19 protein-coding genes are annotated in these 19,716 nt (G+C 71.4%); 10 read left to right on the top strand and 9 right to left on the bottom strand.

What is annotated here, in order from left to right:
- Positions 1-34: 34 nt before the first annotated feature.
- Positions 35-1,021 (top strand): hypothetical protein, encoded by a 987-nt coding sequence (locus ACRSBM_RS18750; RefSeq protein WP_434444868.1) that lies wholly within the window; start codon positions 35-37, stop codon positions 1,019-1,021.
- A 12-nt stretch (positions 1,022-1,033) separates the two neighbouring features.
- Here the strand turns inward: ACRSBM_RS18750 and ACRSBM_RS18745 are convergent, their stop codons facing one another.
- The 4 genes from ACRSBM_RS18745 to ppk2 all read right to left on the bottom strand — a co-directional run bounded on the left by ACRSBM_RS18745 (position 1,034) and on the right by ppk2 (position 3,992).
- Entirely contained in the window at positions 1,034-1,633 is a 600-nt protein-coding gene (locus tag ACRSBM_RS18745) for an acetoacetate decarboxylase family protein (RefSeq protein ID WP_434444866.1), read from the bottom strand.
- 109 nt (positions 1,634-1,742) lie between these two features.
- Positions 1,743-2,228, bottom strand: a complete 486-nt coding sequence (locus tag ACRSBM_RS18740; RefSeq protein ID WP_434453112.1) for a glutathione peroxidase — start codon at positions 2,226-2,228, stop codon at positions 1,743-1,745.
- Positions 2,229-2,331: 103 nt separating this feature from the next.
- A complete protein-coding gene (locus tag ACRSBM_RS18735) occupies positions 2,332-2,730 on the bottom strand; it encodes an ATP-binding protein (RefSeq protein WP_434444864.1) in 399 nt (132 codons plus the stop codon).
- Between the two features lie 302 nt (positions 2,731-3,032).
- Positions 3,033-3,992, bottom strand: coding sequence for a polyphosphate kinase 2 (gene ppk2, locus ACRSBM_RS18730; RefSeq protein WP_434444861.1), 960 nt, complete (start codon positions 3,990-3,992; stop codon positions 3,033-3,035).
- Positions 3,993-4,327: 335 nt separating this feature from the next.
- On the opposite strand from ppk2, the gene ACRSBM_RS18725 reads away from it, so the two are divergent.
- Complete coding sequence (locus ACRSBM_RS18725; protein WP_434444860.1) at positions 4,328-5,350, top strand: LLM class flavin-dependent oxidoreductase; 1,023 nt, start codon at positions 4,328-4,330, stop codon at positions 5,348-5,350.
- Positions 5,351-5,376: 26 nt separating this feature from the next.
- On the opposite strand, the gene ACRSBM_RS18720 is transcribed toward ACRSBM_RS18725, so the two are convergent.
- On the bottom strand, positions 5,377-6,159 hold the full coding sequence (locus tag ACRSBM_RS18720) for an IclR family transcriptional regulator (protein WP_434444858.1): 783 nt from the start codon (positions 6,157-6,159) through the stop codon (positions 5,377-5,379).
- 127 nt (positions 6,160-6,286) lie between these two features.
- Here ACRSBM_RS18720 and ACRSBM_RS18715 point away from each other — a divergent pair, with 127 nt between their 5' ends.
- Together ACRSBM_RS18715 and ACRSBM_RS18710 are read left to right on the top strand one after the other, a co-directional pair.
- Positions 6,287-6,991: a CoA transferase subunit A gene (locus ACRSBM_RS18715; protein ID WP_434444856.1), complete on the top strand. Its 705-nt coding sequence runs from the start codon at positions 6,287-6,289 to the stop codon at positions 6,989-6,991.
- Positions 6,992-6,994: 3 nt separating this feature from the next.
- Positions 6,995-7,639 carry a CoA transferase subunit B gene (locus tag ACRSBM_RS18710; protein ID WP_434444854.1) on the top strand — a complete coding sequence of 215 codons (645 nt, stop codon included), beginning with the start codon at positions 6,995-6,997 and terminating at the stop codon, positions 7,637-7,639.
- Here the strand turns inward: ACRSBM_RS18710 and ACRSBM_RS18705 are convergent.
- Positions 7,632-8,189 (bottom strand): TetR/AcrR family transcriptional regulator, encoded by a 558-nt coding sequence (locus ACRSBM_RS18705; protein ID WP_434444852.1) that lies wholly within the window; start codon positions 8,187-8,189, stop codon positions 7,632-7,634. The genes ACRSBM_RS18710 and ACRSBM_RS18705 overlap by 8 nt on opposite strands.
- A gap of 98 nt (positions 8,190-8,287) precedes the next feature.
- Here ACRSBM_RS18705 and ACRSBM_RS18700 point away from each other — a divergent pair, with 98 nt between their 5' ends.
- Positions 8,288-9,169, top strand: coding sequence for an NmrA family NAD(P)-binding protein (locus ACRSBM_RS18700; RefSeq protein ID WP_434444850.1), 882 nt, complete (start codon positions 8,288-8,290; stop codon positions 9,167-9,169).
- A gap of 227 nt (positions 9,170-9,396) precedes the next feature.
- Complete coding sequence (locus tag ACRSBM_RS18695) at positions 9,397-9,606, top strand: hypothetical protein (RefSeq protein WP_434444847.1); 210 nt, start codon at positions 9,397-9,399, stop codon at positions 9,604-9,606.
- 23 nt (positions 9,607-9,629) lie between these two features.
- On the opposite strand, the gene ACRSBM_RS18690 is transcribed toward ACRSBM_RS18695, so the two are convergent.
- Positions 9,630-10,013 (bottom strand): STAS domain-containing protein, encoded by a 384-nt coding sequence (locus tag ACRSBM_RS18690; protein ID WP_434444845.1) that lies wholly within the window; start codon positions 10,011-10,013, stop codon positions 9,630-9,632.
- Between the two features lie 208 nt (positions 10,014-10,221).
- Here ACRSBM_RS18690 and ACRSBM_RS18685 point away from each other — a divergent pair, with 208 nt between their 5' ends.
- Positions 10,222-11,769: a substrate-binding and VWA domain-containing protein gene (locus ACRSBM_RS18685; protein WP_434444843.1), complete on the top strand. Its 1,548-nt coding sequence runs from the start codon at positions 10,222-10,224 to the stop codon at positions 11,767-11,769.
- A gap of 22 nt (positions 11,770-11,791) precedes the next feature.
- On the opposite strand, the gene ACRSBM_RS18680 is transcribed toward ACRSBM_RS18685, so the two are convergent.
- On the bottom strand, positions 11,792-12,502 hold the full coding sequence (locus ACRSBM_RS18680) for a class I SAM-dependent methyltransferase (protein WP_434444841.1): 711 nt from the start codon (positions 12,500-12,502) through the stop codon (positions 11,792-11,794).
- Between the two features lie 75 nt (positions 12,503-12,577).
- On the opposite strand from ACRSBM_RS18680, the gene ACRSBM_RS18675 reads away from it, so the two are divergent.
- Complete coding sequence (locus ACRSBM_RS18675) at positions 12,578-16,660, top strand: alpha-(1->3)-arabinofuranosyltransferase (RefSeq protein WP_434444839.1); 4,083 nt, start codon at positions 12,578-12,580, stop codon at positions 16,658-16,660.
- On the opposite strand, the gene ACRSBM_RS18670 is transcribed toward ACRSBM_RS18675, so the two are convergent.
- The gene (locus ACRSBM_RS18670; RefSeq protein ID WP_434444837.1) at positions 16,652-17,830 is read right to left on the bottom strand and encodes a polysaccharide biosynthesis protein; all 1,179 of its coding nucleotides are present in this window, start codon (positions 17,828-17,830) and stop codon (positions 16,652-16,654) included. The genes ACRSBM_RS18675 and ACRSBM_RS18670 overlap by 9 nt on opposite strands.
- A gap of 106 nt (positions 17,831-17,936) precedes the next feature.
- Between ACRSBM_RS18670 and ACRSBM_RS18665 the strand changes: the two genes are divergently transcribed.
- Both ACRSBM_RS18665 and ACRSBM_RS18660 read left to right on the top strand, forming a co-directional pair.
- Positions 17,937-19,541 (top strand): hypothetical protein, encoded by a 1,605-nt coding sequence (locus ACRSBM_RS18665; RefSeq protein WP_434444835.1) that lies wholly within the window; start codon positions 17,937-17,939, stop codon positions 19,539-19,541.
- A 2-nt stretch (positions 19,542-19,543) separates the two neighbouring features.
- Positions 19,544-19,711 carry a hypothetical protein gene (locus tag ACRSBM_RS18660; protein WP_434444834.1) on the top strand — a complete coding sequence of 56 codons (168 nt, stop codon included), beginning with the start codon at positions 19,544-19,546 and terminating at the stop codon, positions 19,709-19,711.
- Positions 19,712-19,716: the final 5 nt, after the last annotated feature.

Here is a 19,716-nt window from a genome sequence, read left to right as displayed (position 1 = left end):
GTTCAGTCTGCTGAATGTCTGCATAATGCTCAGTGTGCTGAACAACTTGCGGTCCGGCCGCGGTGTGCTGATGTGGGGAGTGGTGGCGAGCGCGCTGCTCACAGGCCTGGTGTGGCTGCTGGGGCAACGGTTGCACGGCGTCGTCCTGCTCCCGGACCAAGGCGCGTCCTGGTACTACTGGAAGCTGCCGGACCCGACCTTCTGGACCAGGGCGTCCGCCTGGCTGGGCTATGCGGCGCATCAGGTCGTGTCGTGGGGCCTGATCTACTACGCGCAGACCCGAGTCCGGCGCTATACCTCCGGCCTGCACCGGGTCAACGTCATCGCCTTCGCCGCGAACGGCGCGTTCATCGCGCTGCACGCCCTGCAGACGCAGCTCTTCTACGACGGCCTCGCCCAGGACGTCTCGATCTTCAGCTCGCAGGGTTCCGTCGTCCTGCTGCTCGTGGTGGTCCTGCTGATGGAGAACCGCCGCCGCGGCCTGGTCCTCACCTGGTCGGCACCGATCTCCGCGCAGGTCGTCGGCTTCGCCCGGCGCTACCACGGCTACCTGTTCAGCTGGGCCGCGATCTACACGTTCTGGTACCACCCGATGGAGTCGAGCAGCGGGCACCTCATCGGGTTCTTCTACATGTTCCTGCTGCTGGTGCAGAGCAGCCTGATGTTCACCACCGCGCACACCAACCGCTGGTGGACGCTGACGCTGGAACTACTCGTCGCCGTGCACGGCACCCTCGTCGCGGTCATGAACTCCGGCCCGGACGGCGTGTGGCCGATGTTCCTGTTCGGGTTCGTGGCGATCTTCGTGCTCACCCAGATGCACGGCGTCGGGCTCAGCGCGGCGGCGCGGTGGTGGATCGGCGGCACGTTCGTGGTGGCGGCGCTGGCGGTCTACTCCTGGCGTGGCTTTGGCAGGATCGACGAGGTGGTGCGGATTCCGTTGATCGAGTACCTGCTGGTCGCGGTCCTCGCTCTGCTGATCTGGGCGGGTGTCCGCCTCGTCAGCCTGTTCCGGTCATGACCTGGGTCGGCGTCAGCCGAACCGCAGGCGCAGGTTCGTCACGGCGAGGTGCAGGCGGGGCCGGGCGGTGGTGAGCCAGCCGATCCCGCTCTGCGGGGTGATCCGCCAGTGCAGCCGCGTCGGCCGGACGCGGGCGGAGGCGCGCAACGCGGTGCGGTGGGCGTCGCCGTCCCTGGACTGCCACACCGACGTGCCGATCCGCACGGGCAGCGCCGGTGCCGCGTGCGGGTGTTCGTCAGCGGCCGCGAGAGTGTGCGCGACGGCGGTGAGGTGCGGTTCGGCGGAGAGCGTGAAGTCCGCCAGTTGCTTGGGAATCGCCCACATCTCCCGCGCACCGCGCCGGGACGTCTCGTCGTCGACCCAGATGTCCGTGATGGACAGTCCCAACCGGACTCCCCGGCGTATCACCACGGCCGCGAGCAACTCGTGGTACGAGAGCAGACCGGGAGGGCGGTAGTCGACGAACGCGGACACCACGACCGCGCGGCCGAACACCGTCAGAGGCACCACGCCCGGCGGCAGCTGGGGTATCGCCCGGCGTGGTGCCGTCCAGACCGTGAGCCAGCCCTGGCCGCACAGGTTCCACGGTGCTGGAGGGAACTCAGTGGACATCGGTCGCCTCGTCCGGAAGTCGAAGGGCCGCTGGTACGCGGTCAGGACAGTGCGAGCCCCACCCATGATCAAGCCGACACGCCGCCACCACCGCGGCGGCCGGGTACAGCTAACGCAGGGCGGCCTCGATCGCCTCGGTGATCACGGCGTCCTCGGGCTCGACGCGCGGGCGGAACCGGCCCAGCACCTGCCCGTCGCGCGACACCAGGAACTTCTCGAAGTTCCACTGCACGTCACCGGCGGCGCCGTCCGCATCGGGGTGGCGCACGAGCTCCTGGTAGACCGGGTGCTGCCCGGGGCCGTTGACCTCGACCTTCTCGTACAGGGGGAACGACACCCCGTAGGTGGCCGAGCAGAACGTGGCGATCTCCTCGGAGGTGCCCGGCTCTTGCCCCGCGAACTGGTTGCACGGGAAGCCGATGACGGAGAAGCCCTCGGCGCCGTACTTCTCCTGGAGCCGCTCCAGTCCGGCGTACTGCGGGGTGAGGCCGCAGCGCGAGGCGACGTTGACGACGAGGGCCACCTTGCCCTTGAGCGCGCTCAGGTCGCCCGGCTCGCCCGCCAGGGTGTTGACCGGGATGTCGTAGATCTCCATGACTTCAACGTAGTTCATCGGCCGGATAGACCATCGCGCCCGGTGGTGCTCCTCGACTGTGGCGATGACGCTGCCTCGGCTACCACGCCTTGGCGCGCGGCGATCACGAAGTGCCCAGGCACGGCACGACCGCCCACACGGCCTTGCCCGCCGCGTGCGGCGTCACGCCCCACCGTTCGCACAGCTGGTCCACGAGAATGAGGCCACGGCCCCGCGCGGAGTGCGGTGAGGAGGGCTGGAGCACCGGGGGAGCGATCGACGCGTCCTCGACCACGACGGTCACGTCGTCCGACCGGTGCAGCCGCAGCCGCGCGGGGAAGAGCCCGTGGTCGTAGACGTTCGACACGAGTTCGGTCACGACCAGCTGTACGTCCAGCAGGTCGTCCTCGTGCAGGCGCGGCAGCGCCGAGCGCGCCCACCTGCGGATCTCCGCGATGTCGGGCACCTCGCTGTCCAGCTCCAGCACCGGGGAGGTGTCCGGAGGGTCGTCTCCGACGGCCAAGGGTGGTGCCTCCCTGTCGCAGTTCGAGCAGGGAGGACGTACCTCCGGGAGGAGCCCGCTAAACGTGCCCGCGCCGAGCGATGCCGAGATCGACGGCGACCGCGACGTGATCGAGCTCGGCGGCCGGATGCTGATCACCATCGGTGACGGGTGCGGCCACTCGATCGAGGCGGGGCGCCTACGCCGTCGAGGGACACCGCCCGGCCGAGGTCCTGCGCGGGGTCGGCGTTCTGATCGAGCGCTTCCACCCGACCGGCGGGTGCCTGGCGCCGACCCGGTCTTCCCGCGAGACGGTGTCCGGCTCAGGGATGCAGGCCGGGGCCCGGTTCCGCGCTGGGAGCGATGGGGGTCGGGCTGAGCGCGGTGTCGTCCTCGCCGTCCTCCAGCAGCGTCGCCGCGGGCCCGACGACGCGGAGGTCCGGAGTACCGACCACGCCGGAGTCCTTGTCGGCGTAGTCGAAGCGGGCGAGGACGCTGCGCATGGCCTCGATGCGGGCGCGCTTCTTGTCGTTGCTCCTGACCACGGTCCACGGCGCGGTCTCCGTGTCCGTGGCGCGGAACATGGCGACCTTGGCCTCGGTGTAGTCGTCCCAGCGGTCGAGCGACTTGATGTCGTTCGGGCTGAGCTTCCACTGGCGCACCGGGTCGATCTGCCGGATGACGAACCGGGTGCGCTGTTCGTCGCGGGACACCGAGAACCACAGCTTGACCAGCAGCACGCCGTCGTCGACGAGCATCTGCTCGAACACCGGCGCCTGCCGCATGAACAGGTCGTACTCCGCCTTCGTGCAATACCCCATGACGTGCTCGACGACGGCACGGTTGTACCAGGACCGGTCGAACAGCACGATCTCCCCGGCGGTCGGCAGCTTGCGGACGTAGCGCTGGAAGTACCACTCGCCCTGTTCCCGCTCGCTCGGCTTGTCGAGCGCGACCGTCCGCGTGCCGCGGGGGTCGAGGTGCTCGGTGAACCGCTTGATGGTGCCGCCCTTGCCGGCGGCGTCGCGGCCCTCGAAGAGGATGACGAGCCGCTGCCCGGTGCCGGCCACCCAGTACTGGAGCTTGAGCAGCTCGATCTGCAGCAGGCGCTTGAGCCGCTCGTACTCCGGCCGGGGCATCCGCTCGGTGAACGGGTAGTTCTCCTGCCACGTGAGGACCTCGCGGCCCTCGGCGTCGCGGAGAACGGGTTCGTCGGCGTCGGGGAACTCGGCGGTGTAGCCCTCGGCGAGCAGGTCCGCCGAGGCTGAGGTCACGTCGGTCACGGATTCGTACATACCCGGCACCGGCGGGCGCTAAGCCGGCTCCGGCGCCTGGGTGGCGTCGCACCACACCGGCTCGATGACCTGGTCGGACGACCCGACCTGCCCCGCGTGCGCCGGCAAATGGCCAGCACCCCGCGTGGCCGAGCTCGAACGGCTGGTCGCATGACCCTCAATGTCGCGGCCGTGTGCGTGCGGTCGTTCTGGCAGTACGACGCCCGCGCCGCGCTCCCGGTCACATCGTGATCGGCGTCGCGCCCGGTGGCAGGTGACGCCACACCTCAACTACCGTCGAGTTCTCGCACCTGATCAATGACAGGGATGGACGTTCCGCCGGTATGAAGAAGATCGGTTTTCTGTCGTTCGGGCACTGGTCGGACAGTCCGCACTCGCAGACGAGGACGGCGGCCGACACGCTGCTGCAGTCGATCGACCTGGCCGTCGCCGCCGAGGAGCTCGGCCTGGACGGCGCCTACTTCCGCGTGCACCACTTCGCCAGGCAGCTCGCCTCGCCGTTCCCGCTGCTCGCCGCGATCGGAGCCAGGACCGGCCGCATCGAGATCGGCACCGGCGTGATCGACATGCGCTACGAGAACCCGATGTACATGGTCGAGGACGCCGGGTCCGCCGACCTCATCGCCGGCGGCAGGCTGCAGCTCGGCATCTCCCGGGGATCGCCCGAGCAGGTCGTCGACGGCTGGCGGCACTTCGGCTACCAGCCGGCCGAGGACGAGACCGATGCCGACATGGCCCGCCGGCACGCCGAGGTGTTCCTGAAGATGCTCGAGGGCGGTGGTTTCGCGCAGCCCCACCCGCGCCCGATGTTCCCCAACCCTCCCGGTCTGCTGCGGATCGAGCCGCACGCGCCGGGCCTGCGGGACCGGATCTGGTGGGGCGCGGGGTCCAACGGCACCGCCGTGTGGGCCGCCGAGCGGGGCATGAACCTGATGAGCTCGACGCTGAAGTTCGACGAGGGCGGCGCGCCGTTCCACGTCCAGCAGGCCGACCAGATCCGGGCGTTCCGCAAGGCCTGGACCGAGGCCGGGTGGCAGCACGAGCCGCGCGTGTCGGTGTCGCGCAGCATCTTCGCGCTCACCACCGACCTCGACCACGCGTACTTCGGTGGCGACGGCGAGAGCCGCGACCAGGTCGGTTTCATCGACGGACCGAACAGGGCGATCTTCGGCCGCTCGTACGCCGCCGAGCCCGACGTGCTCGTCGAGCAGCTGGCCGGGGACGAGGCGATCGCCGAGGCCGACACCGTGCTGCTGACCGTGCCGAACCAGCTCGGCGTCGACTACAACGCGCACCTGCTGGAGGACATCCTCGTGCACGTCGCTCCGGCACTCGGCTGGCGCTAGCCGGCGCCGCGGGCGATCGGGGCAGGTCATCCGTGGCTGGACGTGCCCGGCCGGAGGGCCTGAGTCAGCGTGTGCGCCTCCTTGAGCAGCAGCGCGCCGAGTTCGGGTCGCCGGTCGTCGCCGAAGCGCGACTCGACGCCGGTGATCGTCAACGCCCAGGCGGGGGCGCCGGACCGGTCGAACACGGCCGCCGCCATGCCCCAGCTGCCCTCGACGATGAGGCCGGGGTTGACGGAGTAGCCGAGTTCGCGGGTCTGGGCGAGGAGTGCGCGCACGGCGTCCGGCCGGTGCGCCGGGCCGTAGGACTCGGTGAGGTCGACGCGGTCCAGGAAGTCGTCGACCTCGGCGTCCGGCAGCATCGCCAGCACGACCAGGCCGGCCGAGACGACGCCGAGCGGGAACCGGGCGCCTTCGTGCAGCACGAAGGACCGGATGGGGAACGCGCCGTCCTCGCGCAGCAGGCACACCGTCTCGTCGCCGCGGCGGGCGGAGAAGAACGCGCTTTCGCCCGTCGCGGCGGCGAGTCTGTGCACGCTGCCGCGGGCCCGCTGGGTGACGACGTCGTAGCGCTGGGCCGCGACGCCGCCGAGCAGGTACAGCTCGGGGCCGAGGAACCAGGCGCCGCTGCGCTGGTCGCGGTCGACGAACCCCTCCCCGGCCAGCGCGGTGAGCAACCGGTGGGCGGTCGGGCGCGCCAGGCCCGTCGCCCGCCCGATCTGCGAGGTTGTGCCGGTGGCGCCCGGCAGCCGGGACAGCGCCCGCAGCACGGCGGCGATCCGGCCCGGCGCGGTCTCCGGAGGTGTGGTCATTGGCCGAGGATACGTCCACTCAGTGAACGGTTCCGGGCTTGCCGTTCACTCCGCGAAAGCCTTCTTGACCATATTCAGCGGTGAGCCGTTGACTCGCGTGCGTCCGCTGAGTGAACGGGAGGATCGCATGGTCAGGGTTGTGAGCGACGCCGGGGAGGCGGTACGAGACCTGCTCGCCGACGGCATGACGATCGCGGTCGGCGGGTTCGGGCTCAGTGGTGTGCCACACGACCTGATCGAGGTGGTGCGCGACTCGGGTGTGCGGGACCTGACGATCGTGTCCAACAACATGGGCGTCGACGGGATCGGGCTCGGGCTGCTGCTGGAGAACAACCAGGTCCGCAAGGTGCTGGCGTCCTACGTCGGCGAGAACAAGCTCTTCGCGCAGCAGTACCTCGACAACGAGGTCGAGGTCGAGTTCGTCCCGCAGGGCACGCTGGCCGAGCGCATGCGCGCGGGCGGCGCCGGCATCCCCGCGTTCTACACCCCGACCGGTGTCGGCACGCCGGTCGCGGAGGGCAAGCCGCAGGCCGAGTTCGACGGCCGCGCCTACGTGCTGGAGCGCGGGATCGTCGCCGACCTGGCCCTGGTGCACGCCCACACCGCGGACCGGGCGGGCAACCTGACCTACCGGCACGCGTCGCGCAACTTCAACCCGCTCGTGGCGACGTGCGGCCGGATCACCGTGGTGGAGACCGAGGTCCTGCTCGACGGGTTCGTCGACCCGGACCACGTCGTGACGCCCGCCGCGTTCGTCGACCGCCTCACGGTCGCGCGCCCCCGCGTCAAGGACATCGAGAAGCGCACCGTGCGCGCCAAGGAGGTGGCCTGACCCATGAGCTGGACCCGTGACGAGATGGCGGCGATCGCCGCCCGAGAGCTGCGCGACGGCGACTTCGTGAACCTGGGCATCGGCATCCCGACCCTGGTCGCCAACCACGTGCCCGACGGGATCGCGGTCACGCTGCAGAGCGAGAACGGCATCCTCGGGCTCGGCCCGTTCCCGTACGAGGGCGAGGAGGACGCCGACCTGATCAACGCGGGCAAGCAGACCGTGACGATCATCCCCGGCGGCAGCTTCTTCGACTCCGCGACGTCGTTCGCCATGATCCGCGGCGGTCACATCGACCTCGCGATCCTCGGCGCGCTCCAGGTCGGCGCCAACGGCGACCTCGCCAACTGGACCGTGCCCGGTGCCCTGGTCAAGGGCATGGGCGGCGCGATGGACCTGGTCGCCGGCAGCAAGCGCATCGTGGTCATCACCGACCACGTGGCCAAGGACGGCAGCCCGAAGATCGTCGAGCGGTGCACCCTGCCGTTGACCGGCGTGGGCGTCGTCGACCGGATCATCACCGACCTCGCGGTGCTCGACGTCACCGCGGACGGCCTCGTCGTCGTGGACACCGCCCCTGGCGTCTCCCTCGACGACCTGCGCGAACGGACGGGCGCACCGCTGCGCTCGGCGACCCTGGTCAGCTGACCGGGCTGATCCCCGCCACGGTCAGCGCGAACAGCCGCTTGGCCGTGGCGGCGGGATCCCGATGGTTCTCGGTGACGGTCGCGATGCCGGCGATCAACGTGACCAGCTCGACGACCGTGACGGTCTTCTCGACCGCGCCGTCCTCGATCGCGCGCCGCAACAGCGGTTCCGCGGCCTCCCCGATCGCCGCCGCGCAGGAGCTTCCCTGCACCGGGTCACCCTCGTAGGACAGCGCGGTGGCCAGCCCGCGCGCCTCCACGCAGTACGTCACGAGCTCGTCCAGCCACGTGAGCAGCGAGTCCCTGCTGTCACCCGCGCCGGTCAGCTCGCGAGCCCGCTCGCACAGCGCCTCGACCCGGTGCCACGTAACGGCTTCCAGTAGTGCGTAGCGCGTGGGGAAGTGACGCCGCACGGTGGCCGAGCCGACCCCGGCGATACGGGCGATCTGCTCGAGCGACGCACCGGCGCCGTGCGCGGCGACCTCCTGCGAGGCCACGGCGAGGATCCGCTCGTGGTTGCGCCGGGCGTCGGCGCGCTGGCCATCGGTCATGACGAACCTCGGGTTGATAAATGGCGGGGCCCGCCATATCGTAGCGGACGCATAACCGGCGGGCCCCGCCATTTTGCCCTACGTCATCGAGGAGAGTCATGTCCGCACCAGTACTCGTCGCAGGAGCCACCGGCAAACAGGGCGGCGCGGCCGTCCGTGCCCTCGTCGCGGCAGGTGTGCCAGTACGCGCGTTGGTCCGAAATCCGGAGTCCGACCGCGCTCGGGCGCTGGGCGTCGAGCTGGCCACCGGGGACATGCTCGACCCCGGCTCGCTGGTCAGCGCCGTCAAGGGCGTCCGCGCGGTGTTCTCGGTGCAGATGCCCGCGTTCACCGAGAAGGGCATCGACTTCGCGGGCGAGGTCACCCAGGCCGCCAACCTGATGGACGCCGCCCTGCAGGAGGGCGTGCCGCAGTTCATCCAGAGCACCGTCGACGGCGCCGGCAAGCCGATCGAGGACGACGCCGACCCGATCACCGCAGGGTCCCTGAACGCCAAGGCGGCGATCCAGGACCGGCTCCGTGCGGCCGGCTTCGAGCGGTGGACGCTGCTCAAGCCGGGCTTCTTCATGGAGAACCTCGCACCGTCGTTCGCGTACGTGTTCCCGCGCGGCGTCGAGGGCGGCCTGGTGAGCATGCTGAAGCCCGCCACGCGGCTGTCCCTGGTCGCGGTGCGGGACATCGGCACCGCGGTGGCGCACGCGGTCGCGGACCCGGAACGGTTCGACCGAGTGGAACTGGAACTCGCGAGTGACTACCTGTCGATGGCGGAGATCGCCGAGGTGCTGTCCCGCGCGCTCGGCACCGAGCTGGCCGCGCCGGACATGACGCTGGAGCAGGCCCGTGCCGCCGGACTGCCGGAGACGGCCGCCGGGCACGACCGGATGAACAGGACCGGCATGGTGGGGCGTCCGGAGTTCGCCAGGGCGCTGGGCCTGCCGCTCACGACGTTCGCCGAGTGGGCTCGGGAAGAGCTGGCCTGACACGCGCGCGGCTCGTCCGGTTCCGCCCCCGAGTGATCGGCTTTGGAGGCGTCCCGTCCGGTCAGGGCGAGCACCTGGCCGGACGCCGCACTTCTCCTCAGTGTGCGGAAGCGCAACCCCCGGCGGCTTCCCGACCAAGGAGCTCCTCGCCACCGAGGCGTTCGCCGACCAGATGCGGGTCTGCGAGACCATCGTGGCGGAGGGGCTCGCGGACCCCGATCCGTGGCATGGCGTCTGCCGGATCGGTCGCGAAGCTGGCGCGGCTGGCCAAGGAGTCGGGCGACCTGCGCCCGGACTTCGCGCTGGACGACCTCGTCCTGGTCCTCATGGCCAACGGCGGCATCCACGCCGCCTCACCGGCCCGGCGCTTCGCCGCGCTCGTGATCCAGGCGTTCCGCGCCTCACCGACGCACCCGCCGTTGCCGCCGGGCAGCTAGTCCTGTGTGGACGGTGAGGTGTCTCAGCAGACGGTCGGGGCCCGCCGCCCGGCGGACAGCGCCTGTTCGACGTCCGGGTAGAGCTCCAGCAACTGGTCGAGCCCCGTCATCGTGATCGAGCGGAGCACCGCCCGGTTCGCCGCCACGACCCGCAACGGGACGCGCGCGGCGACGGCCCGCCGGTGCTGTCGCACGAGCTCGTCGAGCCCGGCTGAGCAGAAGAACCGCACCGCGCTCAGGTCGACCACGACCGGGTAGGGCGACGTCGCCATCGCGAACGCGGTCTGCAGCTCGGTGCGCAGCGCCGCGACGGTGTGCCCGTCGACCTCGCCGTCGGCGCGCACGATGATCGAGAGGCCGTTCACCTCGCGCTGCACGTGCAACGGCCAGAGTGGGACGTTCGACATGCGGAAGCCTCCTCGCCCTTCGGAAACTCGATCCGGAAGAAGGACGCAGCTGTAAGCTCAACCGCTTCATGCCATCTTTAACCGGTTCGGCCGCGATGGCAAGTTCACCCCGACTCGCGGGGCCGGGTCGGCCCGCGGCTGCTGAGCCCGCGCACCCGGAACCGGCGAGTTCTGGATGTGCCGGGCCGGGTTGTCTAGGGTGTCCGCCATGGTGCGACCACGGCGGGTGACGGCGCCCGTCGTCGGGCTCTCGGTGCTGCTCGTGTTGTCGATCGTCGCCTGGATCGGTGGTGACGCGGTCCTCGACCGGCTCAACGCGACGCGCTGCACGGACCCGGCGACGGTCCTGATCACCGCGGCGCCCGCGGTCGCGCCGGCGCTCAGCGAGGCCGCGGACGGCTTGGACGCGGGCGCCGACTGCTACCGGGTCGAGGTCAGGGCCGAGTCCGCGCGCGAGACCATGGGCCGGCTCGCCGACGGTGGCGGATCGCCGTCGGTGTGGGTGCCCGAGTCGACGATGTGGTTGCGGCAGGCGCGGGACTCCGGTGCGTGGCGGGTGCCGGAGTCGGGTATCTCCGTCGCGCGGTCGCCTGTCGTGCTCGCCGTGAAGGATCCGGCGAAAGGCAAGAACTGGCGTGAGCTGATCGGGCCGGGGGCCACGGCGGCCGGTGGGATCGCGGATCCGGCGAAGGACCCGGCCAGCCTGTCGGCCCTGCTGGCACTGCGGGGGTTCGCGGCGGCGGAGAAGGACCCGGCGGCCGCGACGGTCGCCGCCATCCGGCCCGTGTCCGCCGACTACGCCGAGCAGGCCGACGACCTGTTCACGCGCCCGCTGGACGTGTTCCCCACCTCCGAACAGGCCCTGGAGCGGCACAACTCCACGCCCGGTGCCACCCGGCTGACGGCGGTCGCCGCGGAGAACCCGGTGCCGCCGCTGGACTTCCCGTACGTCGTGCTGCCGGACGCGGGGGAGAAGCAGCGCGCCGGTGCCGAGAAGTTCCTGGCGTACCTGCGATCCGGGACGAACCTCGAGAAGTTCGGCCTGCGTGCTCCCGACGAGCAGGCCGCGGTTCTCGACCAGGGTTTCGTCGACGAGACGCTGCGGATCTGGAGCGGGCTCACGCTGACCGCGCGCGTCCTGGGCGTGCTGGACGTGTCCGGTTCGATGAACCAGGTCGTGCCCAGGACCGGCACCACCCGGATGGCGCTCGCGGTCGCCGCGGCCGAGCGGGGCCTCGGCATGTTCAAGCCGGGCACGCAGATCGGCCTGTGGAAGTTCTCCACCAGGCTCGACGGCGACAAGGACTACCAGGAGATCATCCCGTTCGCGCCGGTCAGGGACCACCTCGCGAGCGGCAGGGCCGTGCAGGAGGTCCGTGCGACCCGCGCGACGGCCAACGGGGCGACCGGCCTCTACGACACCACCCTGGCCGCGTACCAGGAGGCCAGGAAGAACTGGGAGCTGGGCCGCATCAACATCGTCGCCATCATGACCGACGGCCGCAACGAGGACCCGGCCTCCATCAGCCAGCGGCAGTTGCTGGACGAGCTCGCCAAGCTGCAGGACAAGCGCAGGCCGTTGCCCGTGATCGCGATCGGCATGGGCCCTGACGTGGACGTCGACGAGCTGACGAGGATCGCCGACGCGACCGGCGGCCGGGCGTTCACCACCGTCGATCCCGCCGGCATCAGCGACATCTTCGCGCAGGCGCTGAGCACCATGCTCTGCCAGCCGCCCGCCTGCCGTCCACAGTAGACAGTCTCCGCAGACAGTTCCGTCAGTAGGGGTCGTACGGGCCGTCGTGGCCGAACAGCCGGGCGACCGGCCGGAGTCGCAGGCGCAGCAGGACCTTGATCCACACGTTGCGCAGGAACCACGGCATCTCGGCCAGCACGCGCCGGCGGTCGGCCCAGGTGGGCTCCGCCAGCCGGAAGCGCGCCAGGGAACCCGCCCGGTCGAGGTACACGTACCGCTTGCCGCACAGCACCTTCGCCAGGATCCCGCTGGTCACCCCGATGGACGAGAACGCGTCGTGCACCAGGATCTCGCCGCCCGGCACGAGGTTCTCCGACCACCGCATGTCGTCGGTGTAGGTCCAGTAGTCGTGCTTGCCGTCGATGTACAGCAGGTCGATGCGCTCGTCCCAGTGCTTGCGCAGTTCGGTGCTGTACTCGGCTTCGAGCCGCACGACGTCCGTCAGGCCGGCGCGGGCGACGTTCTTCTCGAAGCGGACGCGGGTGGGCGTGCCGCCGAACAGCCTGCCCTCGACGAACGGGTCGACGGCGACCACCGTCGCGCCGATGGACCGCGCCGCGATGCCCAGCACGGTGGTGGATCGCCCCTGGTGGCTGCCGATCTCCACGATCCGCGCGCCGGGGCCGAGCCGCAGCGCGGCTCTCCACAGCATGGTGGCCTGGTCAACTGTCAACCAGCCGGGAACCTGATCGCCCAGCTCCCACGCTTGCTCGAACGCGGTCGAAGAAGTCATCTCCACCTGCCTGAGTGCGCCCCAGAACGGTCGTGGGGGCCCAAGATAGCGATAGTCGCCCCCAAGCACTACCCGGTGGTAACTTCCTCCGCCATCAGGAGCCTGAAGATCGCACACCGGAACCCGACGACGTGGGTGCTCATCGCACTCACGGTGCTGTCGTTCGCGCAGAGGTTCGGGACGGCCACGTTCGACACGAAACTCGACCTCGCCGTCAACCCCCTCGGCTTCCTCGGCAGAGCGCTGCACCTGTGGAATCCCGCGGCGACGGCGGGTGAGCTGCAGAACCAGGCGTACGGCTACTTCTTCCCGATGGGGCCGTTCTTCGCGATCGGCCAGATCCTCGGCATCCCGGCGTGGATCACCCAACGGCTGTGGTGCGCTGTTCTGCTCTGCCTCGCGTTCTACGGTGTGCTGCGGCTGGCCCGCGCGCTGCGCATCGGCCACGAACCGACCCGATACGCCGGTGCGCTCGCGTACGCGCTGGCACCTCGCGTGCTGACCGAGATCGGGCCGCTCTCGGCGGAGATGCTGCCCGCCGTCATGCTGCCGTGGGTGCTGCTGCCGCTCGTGCTGGCGGACCGGATCGGGTCGCCGCGCCGGGCGGCCGCGCTGTCCGCGCTCGCGGTGCTCGCAATGGGCGGCATCAACGGCGCGATGGTCGTCATGGCCCTGGTGCTGCCCGGCATCTGGTTGCTGACGCGCAAGTGGAACCGCGCGCACGTGAGGCTGGTGCTGTGGTGGTGCGGGTGCGTCATCGCGGTCGCGCTGTGGTGGATCGTCCCGCTGCTGCTGCTCGGGCGGTACAGCCTGCCGTTCCTCGACTACATCGAGTCGGCGGCGAACACGACCGCGCCGATGTCGTTGTTCCAGGTCCTGCGCGGCACGAACCAGTGGGTCGCCTACGTGCTGCAGGGCGAACCGTGGTGGCCCAACGGGTTCGTGCTCGTCGACAACCCCGTGCTGATGGCCGGCACGGCACTGGTGGCGTTGATCGGTGTCGTCGGGCTGGCCCGGCTCGGGTTGCCGGAACGCCGGTTCCTCGTCCTGGGCACGCTGGCGGGTCTGACGCTGCTGACCGTCGGCTACGTCGGGTCGCTCGACTCGCCGCTCGCCGAGACGGTCCGCGGCCTGCTGGACGGGCCGCTCGCGCCCCTGCGCAACGTGCACAAGTTCGAGCCCGTGCTGCGGCTGTGCCTGATCCTGGGCTTCGTCCACGGCCTGCACCTGTCGCGGCCCGCCGGGCTGCGGGCGGCGTCCGAGCACTGGCGGCGCCGGGTCCGGACGGGGGTCGCCGTGGCGCTGATCGTCGTCGTCGCGGCACCCGCGTGGCTGCTGACCCTGCGGCCGGGGCTCGGGTGGTCGGACGTGCCGGGCCACTGGCGCGAGGCGGCGGGGTGGCTGGCGGAGCAGGACGGCAGGGCACGGACGTTGTTGTTGCCCGCCACGGGCTTCGGCCAGTACACGTGGGGCAGGACCGTGGACGAGCCGATGCAGGCGCTCGCCGAGGCGCCGTGGGCGGTGCGCAACCAGGTGCCACTCGGCTCCGAGGGCAACACGCGGTTCATGGACGCTGTCTACGACTCCCTCGCGGACGGGCGAGGTTCCGCCGGGCTGGCCGGCTTCCTCGCCCGCGGCGGATACCGGTTCCTCCTGCTGCGCAACGACATCGCGCGCGAACCGACCGGATCGCCGCCGCTCACCGTGCTGCGCCAGGGGCTGCAAGGCTCTCCCGGCATAGAACGCGTCGCCGAGTTCGGGCCCGAGGTGGCGATGAGCGACCAGAGGCTCGTCAGCTCGGTCGACGCGACCGCGACCGGCAGGTCCCTGGAGGTCTACGAGGTCAAACGGCCGGTACCGGTGGTCAAGGCGGTCAACGCGGCGGACGTGCCGACGGTGAGCGGCGGTCCGGAGTCGTTGCTGCCCCTGCTGTCCCAGGGACTTCTCCAGGCCGACCAGCCCGCGGTCCTCGCCGGTGACGCGCAGGGCCGATCCGGGTCCGCGCTCGTCACCGACGGCCTGCGGCGCAAGGAACGCAACGTCGGCAGGGTGTCGGACAACCTCAGCCAGACGATGTCCGCGGACGAGGCCTCCCGGCAGGGACGCGTCGCGCTGGACGTGTCGCCGTTCCAGGACGTCAAGCACCAGACCGTGGCCGAGTACCGCGGCATCCGGGCCGTCCGGGCGTCGACCTCGACCGCCTACGCCGACGCGGCGGGCGCGATAGACCCGGCGAACTCGCCCTTCGCCGCGGTCGACGGCGACGGCGGGTCCGCGTGGCACTCGTCGAGCTTCACCGGACCCGTCGGGCAGTGGCTGGAGATCGACCTCGACACCCCGCGCTCGGTCGGTGAGGTGACGCTCGACCTGGTCGACGACCTGCGGGTCGGGTGGGCCGTCACCCGTGTCCGCCTCACCACGGATGCCGGGGACAGCGAGCACGACGTGCCGCCGGGCGACGGCGCGCACAAGTTCGCCGTCCGCCCCGGGCTGACCGGCAGCGTGCGCGTCACGATCCTCGCCGTCGCGGCCGACCGCCAGGACGGCAACGTCGGCATCAGGGAACTGAGCGTGCCGGGCATGACGGCGCAGCGGGCGCTCCGCGTGCCGCGCGACCAGGACGCGGACCGGCCCGGCTTCTCCTTCACCCGCGGCACCGGGCCGCGGCCGGCGTGCTACCGGACCGGGGACGCGGTGCGGTGCGACTCCGCCCTGTCCCGGTTCGGCGAGGAGGTCAACGGCCTCACGCGGCTCTTCCGCACCTCGGCGGACGGGAAGTTCGCGGTGAACGCCACCGTCGTGCCCGCAGCCGGTGCCAAGAATCCGGTCACACCAGAGGGAGTCACCGTCACCGGGTCGACGTCGCTCGCGGGCGACGTCGCGGCGAGCGCTCTGTCCGCTGTGGACGGTGATCCGGGTACCTCGTGGGTGCCGGACGTGACGGACCTGCGGCCGGCGCTCTCGTTGGGGTGGCAGGGAAAGCGGACCGTGTCGGAGTTCCGGGTCGAGGGTGTGCCGGGCGCCAGGATCCCCGCCGAGCTCGAGGTGCGCACCGACGCGGGCGAGGAGGTCGTGCGCGTCGGCGCGGACGGCCTCGCCACCATCAGGCCGGCGGCCACCGAGAAGCTCGAGCTCGTCGTCCGCGAGACGGGCGGCCGGGGCCTCGGACCCGCCGAGATCGGTGAGCTCCGCGTGCCCGCGCTGGACGACGTGCTGCGGCCGGTGCCGCCGACGACGCCGTTCACCGTGCCGTGCGGACAGGGACCGGTCATCGAGATCGACGGCAAGAAGATCACCAGTTCGGTGACCGGTGTGCTCGGGGACGTCCTCGGCAACCGCCCGCTCAAGGCGACGCTGTGCGACGACGACCTGGCGACCGCGCTGGAGCTGACGGCCGGTGACCACGTGCTGACCACGTCGAGGTCGGACTCGTTCGTGGTGCAGGACGTCTCCGTGACGCACCTCGACCTGCCCAAACCCGTTGCGACGCACCGCGAAGTCAGCATCACCACCTGGGAGGCGACCGAACGCGAGATCACCGTCGCGGCGGGTGCCCAGGCGTTGCTCGTGGTGCCGGAGAACGTCAACGACGGCTGGCGGGCGACGCTCGACGGGCAGGTGCTGGAGAAGACCCGCGTCGACGGGTGGCAGCAGGCGTGGGTGCTGCCTGAGGGCGACGGCGGCGTGGTGGCGCTGGACTTCGTGCCGGACGCCCGCTACCGCACGGGCCTGCTGGTCGGCGTGCTGGGCGTGCTGGCGGTCATCGCGCTCGCCGCGCTCCCGGTGCGGCGGAGGGTGGCGTTCGTGGCGCCGTCGCGCGGCCGGTGGCCGGTGGTGGCGATGCTGGTGCTGCTGGCCGTGCTCGGCGGGATGCTGCCCATCGTGGCGGTGATCGCCTGCCTGCTGGCCCGCGAGTTCTGGCCGGCGGCGCCGAAGGTGGTCGCGTTCGGCGGCGTCGCGCTCGGCTCCGGTGTCGCGGTGCTCGGCCGGGTCCTGGGCCACGGGCAGGAGTGGGCCTACGTCCCGCTGGTGCAGGCCGCGTTGCTGGTGGCGGTCTCGGCGGTGATCGCGGCCGCGTTCCGCCCGTTCGGCCCGCGGCACGCGACCGAGACGGACGCCGAACGGACCGCTCCCGTGGAACCGGTCAGGTCAGGCTGACCGCGTGCTGCGCGCCTCGATGACAGCACCGGCGACGACCAGTCCCGCGGTGGCGATCAGTGCGCCGGTCACGACCTGACCGGCGGAGGCGTTGAACCACTGGGTGATCAGCACGACCTCGGCGCCGACGGCGACCCACACGGCGAAGGTGGAGCGCCGGTCGCCGCTCGCGATCCGGGAGAACAGCAGCAGCTGCACCAGCGCGAGGCAGGACCCGACGAGGGCGAACTGCCACAGCGGAATCGCGTCACCGTCGTAGTGGGCGCCACCGATCAGCGAGACGCCCAGCGGTCCGAACAACGCACAGCCCGCGACCACGAAAGCGTCGAGGCCGGCGCAGACCGCCAAGGCCTTCGGCAGCGTGCGGCGGCGTTCGTCCGGGCATGCCATGCGGGGGAGCACGAGCACTCCCACGGCCTGCGGCAGCCAGTACGCGATCTTCGTGACGACCGCGCCCACCGCGTAGCCGCCGGCCTGGTCCGCGAGCTGGTGCCGGGCCAGCACGAGGTCCAGGTTCACCAGCAGCACCAGCGCGAGCATGGCCTGCGACGCGTGCAGCACCTCGCTGCCGCCCAGTGGCCGTGCCGGGCGAGGCCTGCCGCACAGCCACCACCCGGCCAGCACGACCAGGAACGAGCCGATGGCCGTGCCCGCCAGCACCGAGGTCGACGAGGGGGAGAGCAGCAGACCCGTCACCCCGCCGCCGACCTTGCCGAGGCCTTCCAGTGACACCAGCAACGCCAGCGCGCCGAACCGGTGCGTGCCCTGCAGAAGTCCGTGCAGGACGCCGAGAACGGTGAGCGGGGCCAGGGACAGCGCCAGCCACACGACCGGCCACGGCCCGTCCAGGTGCAGCAGGCGGGCGAGCAGGGGCACGAGCGCCAGCGTCAACACCGTCATGCCCGCGCTCACGCCCAGCCCGAGCCCGAACAGAGGACGGGGGCCGAGGCTCCGCACGCGCAGCGCGGCGACGGTCTGCAGGCCCATCGCCGGCACCACGCCGATGACCACGAGCGCGAGCAGCGCGCTGAGCTCGCCGAACACGGCGGGTGCCAGGGCACGCGCGGCCGCGATCGTGAGCACGTAGCTCGCCGCGTTGGCGCCCAGCAGGGCGCCGGTGATCAGCAGGGCGTCCAGCCGGGTGGTGGTGGTCGTCGCCGGAGCGGACACGCCGGATCCTTCCGGTGGCAGGGTGTGCCGCAGGGGTACTACCCGCCGGTACTACTGGCCGGTAGTTTCGGCGACTGTAGCCCCGGCGCGACCGGAGAGGGAGCAAGTGCGGCCGAACGGACTGAAGCTCTACGCCACGTGCGCGGCGCTGACCCTCGCCGTCCTCGCGCCCGTGCTGCTGCCGGGCTATGTCCTCGTCTACGACATGGTGTTCACGCCAGAACAACCGCTGAACGCGGCAGCGTTCGGCCTCGGTGACGCGTTGCCCCGCGCGGTGCCGGTGGACGCCGTGGTGGCGTTGGTGACGCAGGTGGTGTCCGGGCAGCTGGTGCAGAAGCTCGCGTTGCTCGCGATCGTCTTCGCCGGTGCGCTGGGAGCCGGACTGCTGGTGCCGACGGACAAGACGGGCGTGCGGATCGTCGCGGCGGTGGCGTACTCGTGGAACGCCTATGTGGCCGAACGGCTCTTTATCGGCCATTGGACGCTGCTGCTGGGGTACGCGGCGCTGCCCTGGGTCGCCATGGCCGGGTTGAAGGTGCGTGAGGGCGAACCACGCGCGTGGACGCGGCTGGTGCTCGCGAGCCTGCCCGCCGTGCTCTCGGCGCCGGGCGGGATCCTCGCGCTGGGCACGGCGCTCGCCACCGCGGGACGGCGCAAGGCGTGGCAGGTCGTGGGCATCGGCGTGGTCCTGAACGCGCCGTGGTGGGTGCCCTCGTTGCTGCACAACGGGCTTTCCGACCCGGCGGGCGTCGAGGCGTTCAGCGCGCGCGGCGAGAACTGGGGCGGGCCGGTGCTCAGCGTGCTGGGCCTGGGCGGGATCTGGAACGCCGAGGTCGTCCCGGCGAGCCGCGCCAACCCGCTGCTGCCCGTGATCACGGTACTGCTCCTGGCGGCTGCGTTCCTCGGGCTGCGGGAGCTGGCGAAACGCCTGCCCGTGTGGCCGTTGGCGTGGCTGGGTGGGTTCGGGGCGTTGCTGGCCCTGGTCGCGGTCCTGCCGGGCGGGGTGCCGGTGCTGGAGGCGCTGATCGAGCACGTGCCGGGCGCCGGGCTGCTGCGTGACAGCCAGAAGTGGGTGGCGTGGCTGGCGCTGCCGTTCGCGATCGGGCTCGCCGTCGCGGTGGAACGGCTGCGCGCGCGGCTGCTCGTGGCCGTGCTGCTGCTCGGTCTGCTGCCGGACCTCGCGTGGGGCGGGTTCGGTCGGCTCGAACCGGTGGACTACCCGCCGGACTGGGCCGCGGTGCGGGAGCGGCTCGTCGACCAGCCCGGTGATGTCGTGGTGTTCCCGCTGTCGGCGTTCCGGCGGTTCGACTGGAACGACCGGCGCACCCAGCTCGACCCGGCGCCGCGCTACCTGCCCGGCACGACCGTCGTGGACGACTCGCTGTCGGTCGGCGGGCGGATCGTGGCGGGGGAGGACCCCCGCGCCGCGCGGGTGCGCGCCGGTGACCTGAGCGGCATCGGCTGGGTCCTGGTGGAGCGCGGGACGCCGGGCCGGGTGGACGAGAACCTGACGGCACGGCTGGAAAAGGTGTACGACGGACCGGACCTCGCCCTGTACCGGGTGCCGGGAGCAGCGCCGGATGGCCCGAACGGCCCACCCGCCGCACCCGTTGTGCTGGCCTGGGTCGCGGCGGGGTCACTGATCGGCGCCAGCCTGTTGTGGAGACGGTTACCGGTCGGTAGATTCGCGGCACCCCGACGTGAGGAGTAGACGTGGAACTGGTTTCGGTGCTGGTCGCGATCGTGGCCGGGGCCGCCCTCGCCGGCGGGGTCGGCGTGATCGTCGTCCAGCAGAACAGCCCGGACAAGGTCGTGGAGCAGCAGCTGGAGCAGGGCCAGAAGGCCGTTGAGCCCGAGGTTCTCGACTACGGCTCCCGCTGACCCGG

It is taken from the genome of Lentzea xerophila, assembly GCF_051094245.1.
Taxonomy (GTDB): Bacteria; Actinomycetota; Actinomycetes; order Mycobacteriales; family Pseudonocardiaceae; genus Lentzea; species Lentzea xerophila.
This window is presented reverse-complemented; position numbering and strand designations above follow the sequence as displayed.

Bases quoted from the DNA above. Each gene is read 5' to 3' on its own strand.
- ACRSBM_RS18695 (WP_434444847.1), top strand. From the start codon at position 9,397: ATGGCGTCTGCCGGATCGGTCGCGAAGCTGGCGCGGCTGGCCAAGGAG.
- ACRSBM_RS18690 (WP_434444845.1), bottom strand. From the start codon at position 10,013: ATGTCGAACGTCCCACTCTGGCCGTTGCACGTGCAGCGCGAGGTGAAC.
- ACRSBM_RS18680 (WP_434444841.1), bottom strand. From the start codon at position 12,502: ATGACTTCTTCGACCGCGTTCGAGCAAGCGTGGGAGCTGGGCGATCAG.
- ACRSBM_RS18705 (WP_434444852.1), bottom strand. From the start codon at position 8,189: ATGACCGATGGCCAGCGCGCCGACGCCCGGCGCAACCACGAGCGGATC.
- ACRSBM_RS18700 (WP_434444850.1), top strand. From the start codon at position 8,288: ATGTCCGCACCAGTACTCGTCGCAGGAGCCACCGGCAAACAGGGCGGC.
- ACRSBM_RS18715 (WP_434444856.1), top strand. From the start codon at position 6,287: ATGGTCAGGGTTGTGAGCGACGCCGGGGAGGCGGTACGAGACCTGCTC.
- ACRSBM_RS18740 (WP_434453112.1), bottom strand. From the start codon at position 2,228: ATGGAGATCTACGACATCCCGGTCAACACCCTGGCGGGCGAGCCGGGC.
- ACRSBM_RS18710 (WP_434444854.1), top strand. From the start codon at position 6,995: ATGAGCTGGACCCGTGACGAGATGGCGGCGATCGCCGCCCGAGAGCTG.
- ACRSBM_RS18725 (WP_434444860.1), top strand. From the start codon at position 4,328: ATGAAGAAGATCGGTTTTCTGTCGTTCGGGCACTGGTCGGACAGTCCG.
- ACRSBM_RS18745 (WP_434444866.1), bottom strand. From the start codon at position 1,633: ATGTCCACTGAGTTCCCTCCAGCACCGTGGAACCTGTGCGGCCAGGGC.
- ACRSBM_RS18685 (WP_434444843.1), top strand. From the start codon at position 10,222: ATGGTGCGACCACGGCGGGTGACGGCGCCCGTCGTCGGGCTCTCGGTG.
- ACRSBM_RS18720 (WP_434444858.1), bottom strand. From the start codon at position 6,159: ATGACCACACCTCCGGAGACCGCGCCGGGCCGGATCGCCGCCGTGCTG.